Source organism: Bacillus sp. LBA3-1-1.1 (assembly GCF_040676495.1).
GTDB lineage: Bacteria > Bacillota > Bacilli > Bacillales > Bacillaceae_G > Bacillus_A > Bacillus_A nitratireducens.
This window is the reverse complement of sequence record NZ_JBEGIB010000001.1, coordinates 97715-116551: the sequence shown is the minus strand read 5'-3', so window position 1 is coordinate 116551 and position 18837 is coordinate 97715. Positions and strand designations below refer to the sequence as shown.

The 18837-nt window shown below is 36.9% G+C and carries 20 protein-coding genes; all 20 read right to left on the bottom strand.

Annotation, left to right across the window (positions count from 1 at the left end; translation table 11 throughout):
* Positions 1 to 843 precede the first annotated feature (843 nt).
* The gene (locus MRBLBA3_RS00625; RefSeq protein WP_000368933.1) at positions 844 to 1656 is read right to left on the bottom strand and encodes a pyruvate, water dikinase regulatory protein; all 813 of its coding nucleotides are present in this window, start codon (positions 1654 to 1656) and stop codon (positions 844 to 846) included.
* A 29-nt stretch (positions 1657 to 1685) separates the two neighbouring features.
* On the bottom strand, positions 1686 to 2318 hold the full coding sequence (locus tag MRBLBA3_RS00620; protein WP_002077328.1) for a helix-turn-helix transcriptional regulator: 633 nt from the start codon (positions 2316 to 2318) through the stop codon (positions 1686 to 1688).
* Positions 2319 to 2424: 106 nt separating this feature from the next.
* Positions 2425 to 3171 (bottom strand): DNA repair protein RecO, encoded by a 747-nt coding sequence (gene recO, locus MRBLBA3_RS00615; protein WP_000487006.1) that lies wholly within the window; start codon positions 3169 to 3171, stop codon positions 2425 to 2427.
* A gap of 33 nt (positions 3172 to 3204) precedes the next feature.
* Positions 3205 to 3348 (bottom strand): YqzL family protein, encoded by a 144-nt coding sequence (locus MRBLBA3_RS00610; protein WP_000883924.1) that lies wholly within the window; start codon positions 3346 to 3348, stop codon positions 3205 to 3207.
* A 172-nt stretch (positions 3349 to 3520) separates the two neighbouring features.
* On the bottom strand, positions 3521 to 4426 hold the full coding sequence (gene era, locus MRBLBA3_RS00605) for a GTPase Era (protein WP_001080239.1): 906 nt from the start codon (positions 4424 to 4426) through the stop codon (positions 3521 to 3523).
* The gene (locus tag MRBLBA3_RS00600) at positions 4419 to 4817 is read right to left on the bottom strand and encodes a cytidine deaminase (RefSeq protein ID WP_001086292.1); all 399 of its coding nucleotides are present in this window, start codon (positions 4815 to 4817) and stop codon (positions 4419 to 4421) included. Before MRBLBA3_RS00600 ends, era begins: the two co-directional genes overlap by 8 nt.
* Before the next feature lie 99 nt (positions 4818 to 4916).
* Positions 4917 to 5270, bottom strand: coding sequence for a diacylglycerol kinase family protein (locus MRBLBA3_RS00595; protein ID WP_000715486.1), 354 nt, complete (start codon positions 5268 to 5270; stop codon positions 4917 to 4919).
* Positions 5267 to 5737, bottom strand: coding sequence for an rRNA maturation RNase YbeY (gene ybeY / locus MRBLBA3_RS00590; protein WP_363379510.1), 471 nt, complete (start codon positions 5735 to 5737; stop codon positions 5267 to 5269). Before ybeY ends, MRBLBA3_RS00595 begins: the two co-directional genes overlap by 4 nt.
* Positions 5734 to 7878, bottom strand: coding sequence for an HD family phosphohydrolase (locus MRBLBA3_RS00585; RefSeq protein WP_098883596.1), 2145 nt, complete (start codon positions 7876 to 7878; stop codon positions 5734 to 5736). The genes ybeY and MRBLBA3_RS00585 overlap by 4 nt, the downstream gene beginning before the upstream one ends.
* A 195-nt stretch (positions 7879 to 8073) precedes the next feature.
* Positions 8074 to 9033 carry a PhoH family protein gene (locus MRBLBA3_RS00580; RefSeq protein WP_000840505.1) on the bottom strand — a complete coding sequence of 320 codons (960 nt, stop codon included), beginning with the start codon at positions 9031 to 9033 and terminating at the stop codon, positions 8074 to 8076.
* 3 nt (positions 9034 to 9036) lie between these two features.
* Positions 9037 to 10236: a sporulation protein YqfD gene (yqfD, locus tag MRBLBA3_RS00575; RefSeq protein WP_000792482.1), complete on the bottom strand. Its 1200-nt coding sequence runs from the start codon at positions 10234 to 10236 to the stop codon at positions 9037 to 9039.
* Between the two features lie 281 nt (positions 10237 to 10517).
* Positions 10518 to 10811, bottom strand: a complete 294-nt coding sequence (yqfC, locus tag MRBLBA3_RS00570) for a sporulation protein YqfC (RefSeq protein ID WP_000732268.1) — start codon at positions 10809 to 10811, stop codon at positions 10518 to 10520.
* 107 nt (positions 10812 to 10918) lie between these two features.
* On the bottom strand, positions 10919 to 11362 hold the full coding sequence (locus MRBLBA3_RS00565; RefSeq protein ID WP_000054578.1) for a GatB/YqeY domain-containing protein: 444 nt from the start codon (positions 11360 to 11362) through the stop codon (positions 10919 to 10921).
* 15 nt (positions 11363 to 11377) lie between these two features.
* On the bottom strand, positions 11378 to 11551 hold the full coding sequence (gene rpsU, locus MRBLBA3_RS00560; RefSeq protein WP_000048061.1) for a 30S ribosomal protein S21: 174 nt from the start codon (positions 11549 to 11551) through the stop codon (positions 11378 to 11380).
* Between the two features lie 337 nt (positions 11552 to 11888).
* Positions 11889 to 13241 (bottom strand): tRNA (N(6)-L-threonylcarbamoyladenosine(37)-C(2))-methylthiotransferase MtaB, encoded by a 1353-nt coding sequence (gene mtaB, locus MRBLBA3_RS00555; protein ID WP_363379507.1) that lies wholly within the window; start codon positions 13239 to 13241, stop codon positions 11889 to 11891.
* A 6-nt stretch (positions 13242 to 13247) separates the two neighbouring features.
* A complete protein-coding gene (locus tag MRBLBA3_RS00550) occupies positions 13248 to 13997 on the bottom strand; it encodes a 16S rRNA (uracil(1498)-N(3))-methyltransferase (RefSeq protein WP_001190146.1) in 750 nt (249 codons plus the stop codon).
* A 144-nt stretch (positions 13998 to 14141) separates the two neighbouring features.
* Positions 14142 to 15080, bottom strand: coding sequence for a 50S ribosomal protein L11 methyltransferase (prmA, locus tag MRBLBA3_RS00545; RefSeq protein ID WP_000872118.1), 939 nt, complete (start codon positions 15078 to 15080; stop codon positions 14142 to 14144).
* Between the two features lie 28 nt (positions 15081 to 15108).
* Positions 15109 to 16212 (bottom strand): chaperone protein DnaJ, encoded by a 1104-nt coding sequence (gene dnaJ / locus MRBLBA3_RS00540; protein ID WP_000043943.1) that lies wholly within the window; start codon positions 16210 to 16212, stop codon positions 15109 to 15111.
* A 193-nt stretch (positions 16213 to 16405) separates the two neighbouring features.
* Positions 16406 to 18241: a chaperone protein DnaK gene (dnaK, locus tag MRBLBA3_RS00535; protein ID WP_000034705.1), complete on the bottom strand. Its 1836-nt coding sequence runs from the start codon at positions 18239 to 18241 to the stop codon at positions 16406 to 16408.
* Between the two features lie 26 nt (positions 18242 to 18267).
* The gene (grpE, locus tag MRBLBA3_RS00530; protein WP_000392708.1) at positions 18268 to 18834 is read right to left on the bottom strand and encodes a nucleotide exchange factor GrpE; all 567 of its coding nucleotides are present in this window, start codon (positions 18832 to 18834) and stop codon (positions 18268 to 18270) included.
* Positions 18835 to 18837 lie beyond the last annotated feature (3 nt).

The following is an 18837-nucleotide window of genomic DNA, read 5'->3' as shown; positions in this document are numbered from 1 at the left end:
TTTGTATTCGATATTAATTACAAGATTCCTTTATAATTCGACAATATTTTTCTGAATTTATTAGAAAGTGCTGTCGATCACGTTGTGTAAACTATTTTGGGCCTTTTGTATAAGCCCCTTTCCTGCATAACTTCACAAATACATACCTACTATATAAAATTGTATCCATTTGCTCATCTTTTACAAATATACTGCGTGGAGACAATAATGTACTCCTTTTTCAAAAGAAGACTAGCAAGCCACATATCCTATGTGATCACGAAATCTGTAGCTTTTGCATGTTGATAAATATAAAAACCGACTTCATCTTACTTAAAATCTACATAGACCCAATTATCTTGCTGTTTCCTTAAACGATGAGCCTACGATACGACAAACAAAATTTCGACATAATTTTTTGTTCTAACCCGCACAATTTCATCCTTCACGGGACATGCATCTGCATCAACTAATATCTCACTGATGTTTTGCATATTTCTGTATTCTACATCCCTTCTGTGAATCCTTCCATAATGTGCGTTTTCTTGTTTAGATTTTGTCGATTTAACGTAAATACATGTCTTTTTCGCAAATCCTATCCCTAGTTTATTCTGAAAAATTAAAGTCTAAACGTAAAATATAGGTTTTTATCACAATTTTTTATTATAATATATTTTCTTCAACTACGCTACATATCCCTTTAATTTTCATTTTACATTTAAAGATAACTAAATCGTTCCTTCAACATAATAAAAAAACAGAAGAATATAAGTATAACCATTACACTGTATTCTATTACTAAATCGACAGTTATTGTCCTACTTCTCACGAGCGAAAAAAGCACATTCACCTGTGGTAAATGTGCTAAAACATTTTTTGGTTTTGCACTGCATTCACAATAATATTAGCTGTTTCTTCAATCGCCTTATTTGATACATCGATCACTTGACAATTTATTTTACTCACTACATTCTCAAAATGAACGATTTCTTCTTTAATACGATTAATATTCGCATATGTTGCTCCATCACTTAATCCAAGTGATTTTAATCGTTCTTTTCGAATATGATTTAACTTATCCGGTGTAATTTTCAAACCGAAACATTTCTCTTTTGCCACTTTATATAATTCCTCAGGCGGATCCACTTCTGGTACAAGTGGTACATTGGCAACTTTCAAGCGTTTGTTATGCGCTAAATATTGTGAAAGTGGTGTTTTTGATGTACGTGAAATTCCAATCAACACGATATCGGCTTTTAAAATACCACGTGCATCTCTACCATCATCATACTTAACCGCAAATTCAATCGCTTCAATCTTTTTAAAGTACTCTTCATCTAATCTTCGAACGACACCTGGCTCATACCTTGGTACTTGCCCTGTAATTTCTTCAATTTGATCGATAAGAGGTCCGATAATATCGTATGCCTCTACCCCTTCTTTTGCCGCCTCCGTCAATAAATATTGACGCATATCAGGCTTTACTAACGTAAAACAAATAAGCGCCTTATTGCTCTTGGCAATTGAAATCACTTCTTTTAATGTCCCTGTATCTTCTACATAAGGTACACGTCTAATATCAGGAGCGAATGGGAACTGTCCCATTGCCGCTCTAACAACCAAATCAGCCGTTTCTCCTACAGAGTCAGATACGACATATACGATTTTATTATCCATTACATTACCTCACTTTAAACAAATTACACTTATTCGTTATTTACTAAATTTACAAACGCACGTGTAATATTTGTTTTTGTAATTCGCCCAATCACTTCTAGACCTTGTTTCGTGTCCTTTACAACTGGCATTGCATCAATCTGTCTTTCTATTAATTCCATCGCAATATCATATAAAGAATCCTCCCTGCGACACATCGCAATGTTTGGCATCCTTGTCATGATAATATTAACCGGAAGAGAGGTTAAATCCTGCTTCCCTAAGCTAGCTCGTAATAAATCTTTACGAGATACAACGCCAACCAATAAAATTGCTTGATCTACAACAAACAATGTACCAACATCCTCTAGAAACATAGTACAGATTGCATCGTATACTGATACATTTTTATCAATTACAGCAGGTCTAGATTGATAATCTTGCACTTTAATTTTTTTAACAGCTTCAGATAATAGCTGTCCCCCAGTTTTACCCGTATAAAAATAACCTACGCGTGGACGCGCTTCTAAATAACCAGCCATCGTTAAAATTGCTAAGTCTGGTCTTAGCGTTGCACGTGTTAAACCCAATTGCGCAGCAATTGACTCCCCTGTAATAGGACCGTGATCTTTTACAATCTGAATGATATGTTCTTGCCGTTTATTCAGCTCTATGATAATCACCACCTTTAATGCACAACGAAAAAAGTTATACTATCTCTTAAATATTATATACTAAATATGCTATTCGAAAAAGAAAGTATGTAAAAAGGACCGTATACGGCCCTAATTATATTTGAAATTTATCAAGTTGTTCTAAGAAACGCCTTGATTTCAAATAAATCCCACAATATTCATCATAATATGTATTCAATACTGTGCGCATTTGTTTTTTTGTACTGTCCTTCACCGATACATTACCGAGCCGGTGTAGATCGAAGTGAAAAAAGAGACGTAATAATTTATGAACAGCCTCTCCCACCGGAATACGATACTGATCTTGCTCTGCATGACGCGAGCACAGAAAACCGCCTTCCCGAACAGAGAAGGCGACAAAATCTGTTTCTTGATGACAAATAGCACATGTATCAAAGTACGGGCGCATCCCTAATACCGGAAGCATTTTCGTTTGATAAATTAATGATAATACTTCAGGGTCAACACCCTCACACATATAATGCAACGTTTGATATAACATTTCAAATAAATACGGATTATTCTTCTTATCTTCTGTTGCTTTATCAGTTAATTCAATAATAAATGATGCATAAGCAGTTAAAAATATATCCTCACGAATTTCTTTCATAGATGAAATAATCTCGCCTTGTTGCAAAGTTCCAAGTCCAGATCCTATTTGAATAAGAAAATGACCATGTGTCATAAGTTGCGAAACAGCTGCTAACCGACTCTTCGGTTTTTTCGCTCCTCTTGCCATTGCACTTACCTTACCAAATTCCCGTGAGAATATTGTAACAATCTTGTTCGTTTCTCCGTAATCTGTCGTACGGATAACAATGCCCTCAACTTTTTGAAACATGTTCGTCACCATCCAAGGTTTGAACAAAACGGGTCAAGAAATTGGAGAGTCTAGATGCGCTAACTCCTCTTCATGTTGATCCATCTCATCGTTTACGTCTTTTTCCATTTCTTTCAAAAGCAAATACGTTTCAATGCTTCCTGTTTTGGAGAAAAACTTCCAGGTAAAATCTAGCATAAGAATCCACCTTTCTCAATAAGCGTAGCCTATAAACCAATTTCCTTTGTTGTTATTAAATTGACCCATTTTGTTCATTTTCATGTGAGAAAAATTTTTCCTAATTTATCAAGGTTCATAAAAACCAATAATCAGTGGATGAACCATCCACTGATTACAACTTTACTCCATATTAATACTCGTCTTCACGGAAACCAAGGTCACGGAGCTGCGACATCTTATTACGCCAATCTTTTTGCACTTTTACCCATACTTCTAAAAATACTTTAGAACCAAGTAGTGCTTCAATGTCAAAACGAGCTCGCTTACCGACTTCTTTTAACATCTTCCCTTGCTTACCTATAATAATTCCTTTTTGTGATGCACGTTCAACAACAATCGTTGCGTTTATATAAACCGCTCCACCCTCACGTTTTTGAATTGCATCAATAACAACCGCTACAGAGTGCGGCACTTCTTCACGTGTTAAATGTAATACTTTTTCACGAATAAGTTCTGAAATAATAAATCGCTCTGGATGATCCGTTACTTGATTATCTGGGTAGTATTGCGGTCCTTCTGGTAAATACTTTTTAATTGTTCCAATTAAAGCGTCCACATTATTACCGTCTAATGCAGAAATTGGTACAATCTCTGCAAACTCATATAGTTTACGGTATTGATCAATTAACTCTAATAATTGCTCTGGATGAAGTTGGTCAATTTTATTAATTACCAAAAATACTGGTTGTTTCGTTTCTTTTAATTTCTCAATAATGAATTCCTCACCACGACCAAATCCTTCAACTGCATTGACCATAAACAGAACAATATCAACTTCTTTTAATGTCGTTTGAGCCATCTTCACCATGAAGTCGCCTAGTTTATGTTTAGGTTTATGTATTCCTGGTGTATCAATGAAAATTACTTGTGAATCATTTTCTGTATATACACCTTGAATTTTATTACGAGTTGTTTGTGGCTTGTCACTCATAATGGCAATTTTTTGGCCGATAATACGATTTAAAAATGTAGATTTTCCAACATTCGGTCTGCCAATAATAGAGACAAAACCTGATTTATAACCTTTTCTATTCATGTAAATCCTCCGCTAAAAATGCTCCTGGTAACAATTCTCCAACTGTAGTCTCTTGAACGTCACCATGTAAATTTGATAGGTATACTTTCGTATCCTGTTTACATAATTCTATCATAACTTGTCGGCATGCTCCACAAGGAGGTACCGGACGCTTTGTATCCGCTACAACTGCAATAGCTACAAACCCTTTATCTCCTTCAGAAATCGCCTTAAATAAAGCTGTTCTTTCTGCACAGTTACATAAACCATATGATGCATTTTCAACATTACATCCACGATATATTTTTCCATCCTGAGTTAGTAAAGCTGCACCTACTTGAAATTTAGAATATGGTACGTACGCTTGTTTACGCGCTTCGATTGCTTCTTGAATTAATTGTTTGCTATTCATATTCCCGCATCCTTTCCGTTCACAGCTGTGAATAGATACATTCTTCTATTAAAGGCCCTCACGGCGCTCCCAAAGCCTAATAAAAGCTTTGGAATGCAACTATACCATATACGGTAAGAAGATAATAGCACCAATTACAACAGCTATAATCGTAAATAATAAAACTGATCCCGCTGCAACATCCTTTGCGTTTTTCGCAAACGGATGAATATCGGTGGTTGCTAAATCTACTGTTTTTTCAATAGCCGTATTCACCATCTCCAAACTCATTACAATTCCAATCACAATAAGTAATACAATCCATTCTATTTTTGTAATATGGAAATAAAAGCCGCAGCATATGACAATGACTGCGGCTAAATAATGAATTTTCATATTTCGTTCATGACGAAGACAAAAGTATATACCAGCTATAGCATATCCAAAACTATTTATAAGTTTTCCTTTTTTCATCGCCCTAATCCAAATGCCTCTAAAATTTCTTTTTGTCTTCCAAACATTTCTTTTTCATCTTCTTCTGTCATGTGATCATAACCAAGCAAATGTAAAAAGCCATGTAACACTAAAAACCCAAGTTCACGATCAAAAGAGTGTCCATATTCCTCAGCTTGCTCTTTCGCTCTTGGAATAGAAATAATAAGATCCCCTAACATACGTGGCATCTCCGCACCGATAATTTCCATTTCTCCTTCTCCCATTTCTTCCATAGCAAAAGAAATAACGTCCGTAGGCTGATCCTTATCTCGGTAATCACGGTTTATTTCACGAATACGCTCATTATCTACAAATGTAACCGATAATTCTGCGCCTTCTTCTATGTTCTCCATTTGAGCTGCTTTCTCTACTAAACCTCGAATCAAACTTATATATTCTTCTTTCACTTCTTCTGTTTCATCAATAAAATCAATTAATAAACTCATTCTTTCTCCTTTTCTTCCGGCGGTTCCGGATATGTAATACGGGAATGGAAAATACCATTTAACGTTTCACATAACGTTTTTCCAACGATTTGTAGTTCCTTAAATGTCAAATCACATTCACTAAATTGACCATCTTGCAGGCGATCTTTAATAATACTTTGCACTAAATTATTAATCTGATCTGGTGTTGGATGGTTCATCGAACGTACCGCCGCTTCCACACTATCAGCAATACCAACGATCGCCGACTCTTTAGAAGTTGCTTTTGATCCTGGATAGCGGAACATTTCTTCCGTATATTTCTCTTTATCTTCTTTAATCGCATTATAATAAAAATATTTAAGTAACGTTGTACCATGATGCTGTCCAGCAATATCGATAATTTCTTGAGGTATATGGTGTTCTTCTAACATTCTCACCCCATCGGTTACATGAGCAATTATAATATCTTTGCTCGTTACAGGGTCTAATCTATCATGCGGGTTTTCAATACCCATTTGGTTTTCAATAAAAAACTGTGGTTGTACCGTTTTCCCTACATCATGATAATACGCCCCTACACGCGCTAATACTCCATTTGCTCCAACTGCTTCACAAGCAGCTTCTGAGAGATTAGCTACCATTACACTATGGTGATATGTACCTGGTGCTTCTAATAAAATTTTGCGCAAAAGTGGGTGATTCGGACTTGAAAGTTCCATCAATTTCATACTTGATACAATCCCAAGACCACTTTCTAAATACGGTAAAATCCCCATAGCTAGAACAGAAGAGATAATACCCGAAACAGCAGCCATTAATAATTGCACCCCAATTTCAAGAGGTGAAAAATTCCCGTTACGTAATAATAGCAAAGCCGCTAATACGACTACATTTAATACAGAAACGAGTATACCAGCTTGTAAAATCATCGTACGACGATTTTTTTCTCTCAAGAAAATACTAACTGATAATGAACTTAATAAAACATAAATCCCCACACTATAATTCAGTGTACTCGTTACACCTTCATTAAACATAATACTTCCGCATACAGAAAAGATCATACTCGTTAAAAATACAAATCGATCACCAATCATTAATTTTACAAGTATTGTTCCCATCGCAACTGGAACAACATACGCGATTCCTGCATATTCAAGCTTTTGAAACAAACTAATGATTTTCATTAAAACAATCGTGATAGACAAAATTGTAATATACGCTAAGACATACGGCCTATCTTCTCTTTTCCGCTGTAAAAACACTTCAAACTGCTTATGCATAAAGTACAATAGCACACAAATGAGTACCGCTAGACCAACATAAGGTTGGAAGGTATTGCCCTTCTCTAACAATCCTGCTAATTTCAACTGCTCATATGCTTCTCGTGAAATCGTATCGCCTTCTTTCACAAGAACTTGCCCTTGAAGGATAAAAACTGATGCAACTGAATCTTCCGCTATTTTTTTACTATCTTTCGTCGCAGCTGAATCATAAAAATAGTTCGCTGTAACCGCATACTTCCCTAGTGTATTCACCGCATCTTTTAAATCACTGCTTATACTTACGCTACTCATTTCAGTAACGAATTGTTCTCTTGCAGCTTCTTCTTGATCCATCTTGATGTGTTCCCTCATAATTTTATTAACTGCTGTTACAGCCGCATCCTTTGCCAATGACAATTGACTTGAATCAGCATTAATAAATTTCAACAAAATCGAATCTGTTAAGCTTTTTGCTAAATCTGTTGGCAATTTCTTCTTTAACTTGTCCAATTTGTCCACATCAGAAATTTTTCTATACTCGTCTGGGCCAGTCGATTTAGCCTCTGCCTCTACTTCACTTACCGCATCAAAGACGGAAGTTACAATATCCACTTTATTTTGCTTATATTCGCTTTTATATGTATATTTATCCTCAACCTTTTGAGCGGCTTCGTTTTTCTTTTTCGCCGTTGCGGCTTTATCTTCAATTTTAATAGGAGAGTGAATTGTTTTTTTAGCAATTTCGAGCTCTTTAACATCTAATTGCTCTGGCTTTACATTATTCATAAGTGCAAAAAACAGTACTGCTCCTAATAAAACGTAAGAAATCCAACTTAGTTTTTTCGAATGTTGTAAATTACGAAACCACTTAGAAATTTCTTGAGATCTTGACATGATTTCAATACCTTCTCCTCTCCAGAAATAAAGTGAAACTATTTATAGCTTTCATTTCTTCTAGGCAACGTTACTTTCGGACAACATTTTTATCCACTATCACCTATAGTTCATTTCCCTCGTCTTTAATGATAGTAAAAAATATGCCATTCGCCAACCTTATCATACAAAAAGAAATGATCCTGACAAATAGGATCATTCCATTTTATCATATGCCTCAATAATACGTTGCACTAATGGGTGTCTCACAACGTCTGTTTGTTCCAGTGTTATGAACGAAAGACCTGATACACCAGATAAAATATTAGCAGCAATAGAAAGACCTGATTTTACCCCTTTTGGCAAATCTACCTGTGAGGGATCTCCCGTAATAACCATTTTAGAACTAAAACCTAATCGTGTTAAAAACATTTTTATTTGAGCACCAGTTGTATTCTGTGCTTCATCTAATATAACAAATGAATCATCAAGAGTACGTCCTCTCATATAAGCAAGAGGTGCAATTTCAATTACACCACGTTCCATCATACGCTGTGTGTATTCTTGCCCAAGAATATCGTGCAACGCATCATACAACGGGCGTAAATACGGATCTACTTTTTCTTTCAAATCACCTGGTAAAAAGCCTAAACTCTCTCCAGCCTCTACCGCAGGTCTTGTTAAAATAATTTTCTTTACATACCCTTGCTTTAAAGCTCTCACAGCCATTACTACAGCTAAGTATGTCTTCCCCGTCCCAGCAGGTCCTATCCCAAATACAACATCATTCTTTTTCATTGCATGAATATATCTTCTTTGTCCCATCGTTTTCACACGAATGGATTTACCTTTTGCTGTTTTAAAAATTTCCTCTTCATATAACTCTTCGAATTGAGCAATTTTCCCTTGTTTCCCAAGCTGAATTGCATACGCAACATCTCTTTCCGAAATTGATACACCTTTACGGATAACAACAAGTAGCTGTTGTAAGATTTTTTCTACGAGCACTACAGCTTCATCTGCCCCAGATACACGAACAGACTCTCCTCTAGTTATAATCGATACACTAAGTTCTCGTTCAATTACTTTTAAATGAGCATCATTTACCCCAAATAGAGCGATTGCCTCATTGGGATTTTCCAATTGTTGGTTCATTTCTACTAATTGTTCTGCCATCACTCAGTCTCCTTGAATATCGGATTCAGATATTGGTTGCGGCTCTGCAATATTTTCAATCACTGTGTAATGTAACGTGACCTTTAAGTGATCCGCCTCAATCTCTTTACTCAAAATCTTATCACTTACAATCATAGCATGTTCATCCAATTTTTTCTTCAGTTCTTTTTCTGCCATCTCTTTCGCTACTTTCATTGCTTGTTTTTCGGTATATTCTCGGTTCGCTTCTTCCTCTTCTCGTACAATATCTTTTTCATATGCAACTGGTAATGTGAATCCAAATAATTTCACATCATGTTTTACACTTTCAGTACGAGAGCGTTTATACTCATCCTGTTGAAATCCCCATATTTTTATTTTAGCACTCCCAAATTTAAGAAAATATTCATTGTATGAATTACCAGTATACACTTGAAATTGCGTCTTTAACGGAACATCCACCTCAGATTTGTACCACGTTTCTCCATATACAATCCCTTTAGCCGAAACAATTGTCGGATCCTCCTCATTACCATACATCCCCGAGACGAGAAGTTGCCCCTTTTCTACATGGTCATTTTTCATAACAACAGGCTTCCCAACTTCCACAAATGTTTTTGTAATAATCCCTTCTTTTTTTGCTACTAAGTTTTGTGGCTGTTGTTCACTTTCTTTTTTCGGTTCATTTTTTTCAACAATCTTAAAATGATATGTTGTCCCTCTTATTTCTAACCCCGCCCAAGTAATTGCATTAATATTGTCCGTTAAATGCCGCTGAACATCTTCTACACTAGGCATTTGAAACTGTAATTTCCCTTTTTTAATACCCATTTTGTCCAATTCTTTCATCAATATATATTCCGTTTCAGGTTTTGCTCCTGTAATTTCAATTTTCCAAACCATATTTGATAATGCAATCATTCCGAAAAAAAATATTAAAAACCCAATTAAAAATCCACTATTCTTAATTAAACGCTTATTCCAAAATGGAAAACCGTAACGTCCAATAAAATATAATTTACATTCATTTTTTCTATAAATTGGTTTTATCTTTTTCACATCTCGTAATAACATGCAAAAAACTAACGTTTCATCCGCTATCTTCTTTACATCCCAAACTAATAATTTCCTACGTACACATTCGTTAACGAAGCGTTCTGCTCCTCTACCTTCAATTCGCACTTTTACATACCCAAGCCATTTTATAAACCATTTATTTTTCATCGATTACCTTCACTACCTTTCTAAAAGTAGATACAACACTTTTCACTTTAAGCATCAAAAAATAGCTCGTACTAATCGAAGCTTTAATCGGTGAGGTTTTTCTCCTCACTAATCAGGCATATGCATAAGATGAAAGTTTAATAGGTGGAGGTTTTGTCCATACCCACTGATTATTAACGCACACCCATCGAGCTTTTACGGGCAGTGAATGCGGGATAAAGTGAATATTAAGGTCAGATCACTAAAATAAAGAAGAAAAACTTCACAAACGGAAGTTTCCCTCACTCCTCTTTCTTTTCATTTTCTAAAAACATCACTTGTTCGATAATCCCTTCAAGCAAAAGTTCTTCCGGGAGGATTGTTTTAATAACAAAGGATTGCCCCTTAATTAATAGTTGACCTTGTTTTAATAACAACCTTACTTCTTTATCTGAAAATACTAATAAGCCTCGATGATTTTCTATATAGATATGCACTTGCCCAACAAGCGTAATCCGAGGTAGATCCATTAGCACATCCACTGGCAGGTCTATTTGCTTCGTCAACCAATTCTTCATTTGTTCTAATTTTTTCATCTCAAAAGACCCCCTCTCATCCCATATGTATGAAAAAAGAGCTTGTAATATCACGTCCAAACTGAAAAAAGCATAAAAAAACGTCTCATACGAAATGAGACGCTTTTTTATGCTAATAGCTGGATAACCAGCTTATTCACAAGTGATCCGTCTGTTTTACCTTTTACTTTCGGCATAACAGCAGTCATCACCTTACCCATATCTGCTTTAGATGTAGCACCAACTTCAGAAATAACTTGCTTAATTATATCCGCTAGTTCTTCTTCTGTTAATTGCTCCGGCAAATATGCGCTTAAAATCTGAATTTCACTTTGCAGTTTATCAACAAGGTCTTCACGACCAGCTTTTTTAAATTCAAGGAGGGAGTCCTTATACTGTTTTACTTCACGAGCTAAAACTGTTAATTCCTCTTCTTCAGTAAGAGTATGTTGCAGTTTAATACCTTCATTTTGTAAAGCAGCCTTAACCATACGAATAACGGTTAATTTTTCTTTTTGTTTATTCTTCATCGCTTGTTTCATATCATCGTTTAAACGACCGAGAAGACTCATCACTTACACCCTCTCTTAGAACTTACGCTTTCTTGCCGCTTCAGATTTCTTCTTACGTTTTACACTTGGCTTTTCATAAAACTCGCGCTTTCTTGCTTCAGCAAGTGTACCAGTTTTAGAAACCGATCTTTTAAAACGGCGAAGTGCATCCTCCAAAGACTCGTTTTTACGAACGACTGTTTTTGACATTCTCTTTCCCTCCCTCCGAAACATCACACTTACATACTAACTTCAGCATGCAAAAAGAAACACTTCTTCAGCATGTCTTTTACGATTATAATACATTTTATCACTTCAGGTCAACTATTTGGCAGAATAAAAGAAGAATAGATGCTCTTCCTTTTCCAAAAATCTATGTAAACAGCCGTTATCGCTCCCACCTAAAAAAAAATATATTTTTATCACGAAAACTTTCCCATACAAAATTTGCTGAATAACCACTTATTTAACAGGTACTCCATTTCAATACTTAACTTCTCCACGAAAGAAAAAAGCATGCAAACCATTTTCGGTTGCATGCTTTTTATTATGCGCTTGCCGATTCTTTTTTTACATCATCTTCAAGAACACGAACAAACTGCGCTTCGTTATATGGATAACCAGCTTTCGTAATTTTCACTTTCACCAGCTTACCAATTAAGTCTTCTGATCCTTCAAATACAATTTTTAAGTAGTTATCTGTATAACCTACATATAACCCTTCACGGTCGCCCTCTTTAAATTGCTCTTCTGGAATGATTTCAAGTACTTCGCCTTCAAACTGAGACGCATACTCTTTCGCTAATTGGTTAGATAGTTCAATTAGACGGTGAACACGATCGTTCTTCACATCTTCAGGAACTTGATCTTCCATACGCGCTGCAGGTGTTCCTGTACGTTTTGAGTAAGGGAACACGTGTAGCTCAGAGAAGCGATTCTCTTTAATGAAATTGTATGTTTCCATGAATTCTCCTTCTGTTTCACCTGGGAATCCAACAATTACGTCTGATGTAATCGCAAGGCCTGGTAACGCCTCTTTCAAACGATCTAAACGCTCTTGGAAGAATTCCATCGTATACTTACGGCGCATACGTTTTAACACAGTATTAGATCCTGACTGCAATGGAATATGCAAGTGACGTACAACTACTTCTGATTTATCTAACACTTCAATTACTTCATCTGAAATTTGACTCGCTTCAATAGAAGAAATACGAAGACGTTTTAATCCGCCTACTTCCGCTTCCATATCACGAAGTAATCCAGCTAAGTTATAATCTTTAATATCTTCACCGTATCCACCTGTATGAATACCTGTTAATACGATTTCTTTATAGCCCGCGTCTACTAATTGCTGTGCTTGTTTAATAACTTCTTTCCCATCACGAGAACGCATTAAACCACGTGCCCAAGGAATAATACAGAATGTACAGAAGTTATTACAACCTTCTTGTATCTTTAAAGATGCACGTGTACGGTCCGTGAAATATGGTACATCGAGCTCCTCATATACACGTGTTTTCATAATATTGCGGACAGCATTAATTGGTTGACGCTCTTTACGGAACTCTTCGATGTAACCTAACATCTTCTCACGATCTTGCGTACCAACAACAATATCTACACCTGGAATTGCCATGATTTCTGCTGGAGATGTTTGTGCATAACATCCAGTTACACATATTACTGCATCTGGATTTTGACGTACAGCACGTCTAATGACTTGACGGCTTTTCTTATCTCCAGTATTTGTTACTGTACATGTGTTAATAACATATACATCAGATTTCTTTTCATATTCAGTTCTTTCATAACCACCTTGTTTAAACAATTGCCAAATCGCTTCTGTTTCATAGTGGTTCACTTTACAACCTAACGTGTGGAACGCAACAGTTGCCATTGATTATCACCCCATCAATTCAAAATGATAAGAAGCGGCACTTAACGCATAAAGCGGAGCCGTTTCTGTTCTTAAAATTCTCGGTCCTAAACTACATGGTACAAATTTATGTTCACGAAGCGCAGTAATCTCTTCCTCCGCTAAACCGCCTTCTGGCCCAAATACAATCAGTAGCTTCTGACCTGGTTTAATCGTCGCCAAAGCTTTTGCAAAATTAGATTTCTCACCTTGCTTTGCTTCCTCTTCATACGCAACAAGACATACATCATACTCGTTACTCATTGCAAGCAATTGCTTAAACGATGCGGGAGCATGTACTTCTGGAATTTCGCTTCTATGCGATTGTTCCGCAGCTTCTTTCACAATTTTTTTCAAACGCTCAACTTTTTTATCAGCTTTTTTCGCATCCCATTTTACAATAGATCGAGATGCTTGAAATGGTAAAAATGCAGCTGCCCCAAGCTCAGTTCCCTTTTGAAAAATTAACTCAAGCTTGTCTCCTTTCGGCAGTCCACTCGCAATCGTCACGAACACAGGAAGTTCACTCGACGCCTCTACCCATTCTACAATAGCGGTATCTACAAATTCACTGGTAATTTCAGCAATCGAACATTCTGCTGTTTTACCATTTACACAACAATAAATGTGGTCACCAGCTGACATACGCATCACTCTTCCGATATGATGTACATCATCACCTACGATACGAATCTTTGTTTCACTTACATGTTTTTCTTCTACAAAATAACGTTGCATATAATCACCTTAGTAGAGTTTCGTTCCTTTCGTAAGTCAACACTTACGAAAAGAACGAAACGTTATCATTTTTCATATAACAAACGGCAAGTCCCTCACCTTATAGTGAGAGACTCCCCTTTTCATTATAAACTAAAATCTATATTACGCATTTCGTGCAATAATTGCTACCCAATCTTCCATTCGTAACACTTCTTCAATTGTAAATCCAGCTTTTTCTAGCGCCTCAGAAATCACTTTTTCCTTCGCTGCAATAATACCAGATGTAATAAATAATCCGCCTGACTTCACAACTCTTGCTGCATCTTCAGGGAATAGAAGAATAATTTCTGCTAATAAATTCGCTACGATTAAATCAACAGGACCTTCAATACCTTCTAAAAGACTATTTTGTCCAACAGACACAACGTCATCTGTTTTATTTAAACGCACATTCATTTCTGCGCTTTCCACTGCAACTGGATCTAAATCATATGCTTGAACAGAAGATGCACCTAATTTTGCCGCTGCAATACTAAGTACACCAGAACCTGTTCCAACATCAATGACAGTATCACCTGGTTGAACTGTTTTTTCTAAAGCACGAATACACATCGTTGTTGTTGGATGAGTTCCTGTTCCAAACGCCATACCTGGATCTAATTCAATAATTTTTTCTTCTGGAGAAGATGGTGTATATTCTTCCCACGTCGGTACGATTGTGAATGTATCAGAAATTTGTACTGGATGGTAATATTTTTTCCAAGCAGTAGCCCAATCTTCTTCATTGACTTCGTTAATGGTAATATCTCCAGTACCAATTTCGATGTCGTAAGATGGAAGCACATCAATAGATGATTTTACACCTGCAATTGTTTCCTGTAAAGAATCCGTTTGCGGGAAATATGCTTTAATTAATACACCCTCTGCCGGGTATTCATCTGGATTCAATGCATAAATTTCACCATATTGTTGCTCGCGCTCTTTCGTCAATTCCGCTGGGTCCTCAATCGCAACTCCACTAGCACCAGCTTCATGTAAAATATGAGAGACAGCTTCTACTGCTTCTTCTGTTGTATGAACACTAATTTCTGACCATTTCACAATTTACCAACTCCATTTTTTATTTCCATTATTCCCCTTTGAAAGCACGTTTAAGCTTTCCAAACAAACTATCATCCTGCTCTTCTTGCCCTGCAAATTCACGCAATAAATCTTTTTGGTGTGAAGTTAATTTCGTCGGCACAACAACACGAACGACTACATATTGATCTCCTTGACCATATCCACGTACGTTCGGAGCACCCTTTCCTTTTAAGCGGAATTCTGTTCCTGTTTGTGTTCCTGCTGGAATTTTCAGCTTCACTTTTCCATGAACAGTAGGAACTTCTACTTCCGCACCAAGTGCCATTTGCGCAAATGTTAATGGCATTTCGCAAATAATGTGATCTCCTTCGCGCTCAAAGAATTCATGGTTTCTTACATGAACAACAACATATAAATCTCCTGCCGGTCCACCATTTACGCCTGCTTCACCTTTTCCAGATACACGAATTTGTTGACCATTATCGATACCCGCTGGAATTTTAACATTAATTTTTTTACGTTTACGAACTTTACCAGAACCGTGACACGTCGTACATTTCTCTTTAATCATTTGACCAGTTCCTGAACAATGACCACAAGCTTGACGGTTAACAATACGACCAAACGGTGTATTTTGTTCTACACTTACTTGACCTGATCCTGAACAGTGTTTGCATGTTTCTTTTGAAGTTCCTGGCTTTGCCCCGCTACCTTTACAAGTATCACATGGGTCTTCCACTGGAATCTCAACGTTTAATTCTTTACCAAAAATAGCTTCTTCAAACTCTAAAGTAACTTGATATTGTAAATCAGCACCTTGACGCGGAGCATTTGGATCACGACGTCTGCCGCCACCACCGCCAAAGAATGAACTAAAGATATCTTCGAAACCGAAGCCACCGCCGAAGTCTCCTCCACCGAAACCTTGATTCGGACCAGCGTGACCAAATTGATCATACTGTGCGCGTTTTTGATCGTCACTTAATACTTCGTATGCTTCTTGTACTTCTTTAAACTTTTCAATTGCATTTTCTTCTTTACTTACGTCTGGATGGTACTTTTTAGCCAAACGACGATAGGCTTTTTTTATTTCATCTTTAGAAGCGCCCTTGCTAAGTCCAAGGACCTCGTAATAATCTCGTTTACTCATAAATTTGCAACCCCCGAATCTTTCACATAAACGTAATTTTAACACCGAAAGAAAGTGCTTTGCAACAAAGTTTCCTCACTTACAGTATGCAAAGTAAAAAACTTAAGAACCTCACACTTTTCTTCTCATTCATGAAAAAAGCCAAAGCCAAGGCACGCTTGACTTTGACTTTTTGTCATCTTACTTATTTATATTACTTATCTTCTTTTACTTCTTCAAACTCAGCGTCTACTACATTATCTTTTTTTGCGCCAGCGTCTTGTGCTCCTTGTGCACCTTCTGCTTGCCCTGCAGCCGCTTGAGCTTGCTCGTATAATTTAACAGTTAATTGTTGTACGATTTCTTGTAAAGCATCTTTTTTCGCACGGATTTCTTCAAGTTCGTTTTTCTCGATTGCCGCTTGTAATGCTTCTTTCGCTTCTGTTGCTTTCGCTACTTCAGCTGCATCTACTTTACCTTCTAAATCTTTTACAACTTTATCTGTTTGGAATACAAGTTGGTCAGCTTCGTTGCGAAGTTCAACTTCTTCCTTACGTTTTTGGTCAGCGTCAGCATTTGCTTCTGCTTCTTGTACCATACGATCTACTTCGTCATCAGAAAGACCTGAAGAAGATTGGATTGTAATAGTTTGCTCTTTGCTTGTTCCTAAGTCTTTTGCACGTACGTTAACGATACCGTTCGCATCAATATCGAATGTTACTTCGATTTGTGGAATACCACGTGGTGCTGGCGGAAGGTCTGTTAATTGGAAACGACCTAATGTTTTGTTGTCAGCTGACATTGGACGCTCACCTTGTAGTACGTGAATGTCTACCGCTGGTTGGTTATCAGCAGCTGTTGAGAATACTTGTGACTTACTTGTTGGAATTGTAGTGTTACGCTCGATTAGTTTCGTGAACACACCACCCATAGTTTCGATACCTAAAGAAAGTGGAGTTACGTCTAATAATAGAACGCCTTCTACATCACCAGTTAGTACGCCACCTTGAACTGCAGCACCTAATGCTACAACTTCATCTGGGTTTACACCTTTATATGGCTCTTTACCAGTTTCACGTTTAATTGCTTCTTGTACAGCTGGGATACGTGTAGAACCACCAACAAGGATAACTTTATCTAATTCGCTTGGAGCAAAACCAGCGTCTTTTAATGCACGACGAGTTGGCTCTAACGTTCTTTCAACAAGACCCGCTGAAAGCTCTTCGAATTTCGCTCTTGTTAATGTTAATTCTAAATGTAATGGACCAGCAGCTCCAGCACTAATGAATGGTAATGAAATTTGTGTTTGTGTTACACCTGAAAGGTCTTTCTTAGCTTTTTCAGCTGCATCTTTCAGACGTTGAAGTGCCATTTTATCTTGGCTTAAATCAATGTTATTTTCTTTTTTGAATTCAGCTACTAAATGATCGATAACAACTTGGTCAAAGTCGTCTCCACCAAGACGGTTGTCACCAGCAGTTGAAATAACTTCGAATGTTCCGTCTGCTAACTCAAGGATAGATACATCAAATGTACCGCCACCTAAGTCATATACTAGAATTTTTTGTTCTTCATCTTGTTTTTCTAAACCGTAAGCAAGTGCTGCTGCTGTTGGTTCGTTAATGATACGCTCAACTTCTAAACCAGCGATACGACCAGCATCTTTTGTTGCTTGGCGTTCTGCATCGTTGAAGTATGCAGGTACTGTAATAACAGCTTTCGTTACTGTTTCACCTAAGTACGCTTCAGCAGAAGCTTTTAAGTTTTGTAAAATGATTGCAGAAATTTCTTGAGGTGTATAATCTTTACCTTCAACTTCTACTTTGTAGTCTGTACCCATATGACGTTTAACAGACATGATCGTATTTGGGTTTGTAATTGCTTGACGTTTCGCAACTTCCCCAACTTGACGCTCTTCATTTTTGAAAGCTACAACAGAAGGTGTTGTACGGTTTCCTTCTGGATTTGGGATAACCTTTGGTTCTCCACCTTCCATAACAGCTACACAAGAGTTTGTTGTACCTAAGTCAATACCGATAATTTTACTCATGGCGATTCCTCCTACTTTTATGTAAATTATTGATTTACTTTTACCATTGATGGGCGAATCACACGGTCTTTTAGTTTATAACCTTTTTGGAATTCCTCCACAACCGCGTTTGATTCAAATTCACTGTCTTCCACTTGCATAATAGCTTGGTGCTCATTAGGATCAAACTGTTTACCAACAGATTCAATCACTTCAACACCTTCTTTAGTCAACGCTTCTAGTAATTGACGATGCACCATTTCCATACCTTGTAACAAGGATTTCGTTTGCTCATCAGTTGTTTCCACTTGCATCGCTCTTTCAAAATTATCAAGAGCTGGCAAAATATCTGAAACTAAACTTTGAGCTCTATATTTTTCAGCAGCCTGTTTATCCATTTGGACACGGCGCTTATGATTTTCAAAATCAGCTTGTAGACGTAATGTGCGACCTTCCGTTTCCGTTAGTTTCGCTTGTAACTCGTCTACTTTTTCTTGTAAAAGAGCAGCCTCACTTTTTTCTTCTACAGTTTCTTCACTGTTTTCTGGCGTGACAGCTTCTTCAACTTGCGCTTCTTTTACTTCTTCTACCACTTGTTCGTTACGCTCTTCCACAAT

Coding starts and splice junctions, on each gene's coding strand:
- MRBLBA3_RS00625 (WP_000368933.1), bottom strand. CDS start 1,656: ATGGATAATAAAATCGTATATGTCGTATCTGACTCTGTAGGAGAAACG.
- MRBLBA3_RS00595 (WP_000715486.1), bottom strand. CDS start 5,270: ATGAAAAAAGGAAAACTTATAAATAGTTTTGGATATGCTATAGCTGGT.
- recO (WP_000487006.1), bottom strand. CDS start 3,171: ATGTTTCAAAAAGTTGAGGGCATTGTTATCCGTACGACAGATTACGGA.
- yqfC (WP_000732268.1), bottom strand. CDS start 10,811: ATGAAAAAATTAGAACAAATGAAGAATTGGTTGACGAAGCAAATAGAC.
- dnaJ (WP_000043943.1), bottom strand. CDS start 16,212: ATGAGTAAACGAGATTATTACGAGGTCCTTGGACTTAGCAAGGGCGCT.
- MRBLBA3_RS00565 (WP_000054578.1), bottom strand. CDS start 11,362: ATGAGTCTTCTCGGTCGTTTAAACGATGATATGAAACAAGCGATGAAG.
- rpsU (WP_000048061.1), bottom strand. CDS start 11,551: ATGTCAAAAACAGTCGTTCGTAAAAACGAGTCTTTGGAGGATGCACTT.
- mtaB (WP_363379507.1), bottom strand. CDS start 13,241: ATGGCAACTGTTGCGTTCCACACGTTAGGTTGTAAAGTGAACCACTAT.
- dnaK (WP_000034705.1), bottom strand. CDS start 18,241: ATGAGTAAAATTATCGGTATTGACTTAGGTACAACAAACTCTTGTGTA.
- ybeY (WP_363379510.1), bottom strand. CDS start 5,737: ATGAGTTTATTAATTGATTTTATTGATGAAACAGAAGAAGTGAAAGAA.
- era (WP_001080239.1), bottom strand. CDS start 4,426: ATGAATAGAAAAGGTTATAAATCAGGTTTTGTCTCTATTATTGGCAGA.
- yqfD (WP_000792482.1), bottom strand. CDS start 10,236: ATGAAAAATAAATGGTTTATAAAATGGCTTGGGTATGTAAAAGTGCGA.
- MRBLBA3_RS00610 (WP_000883924.1), bottom strand. CDS start 3,348: ATGCTAGATTTTACCTGGAAGTTTTTCTCCAAAACAGGAAGCATTGAA.
- MRBLBA3_RS00580 (WP_000840505.1), bottom strand. CDS start 9,033: ATGGCAGAACAATTAGTAGAAATGAACCAACAATTGGAAAATCCCAAT.
- MRBLBA3_RS00600 (WP_001086292.1), bottom strand. CDS start 4,817: ATGAATAGCAAACAATTAATTCAAGAAGCAATCGAAGCGCGTAAACAA.
- MRBLBA3_RS00585 (WP_098883596.1), bottom strand. CDS start 7,878: ATGTCAAGATCTCAAGAAATTTCTAAGTGGTTTCGTAATTTACAACAT.
- MRBLBA3_RS00550 (WP_001190146.1), bottom strand. CDS start 13,997: ATGCAACGTTATTTTGTAGAAGAAAAACATGTAAGTGAAACAAAGATT.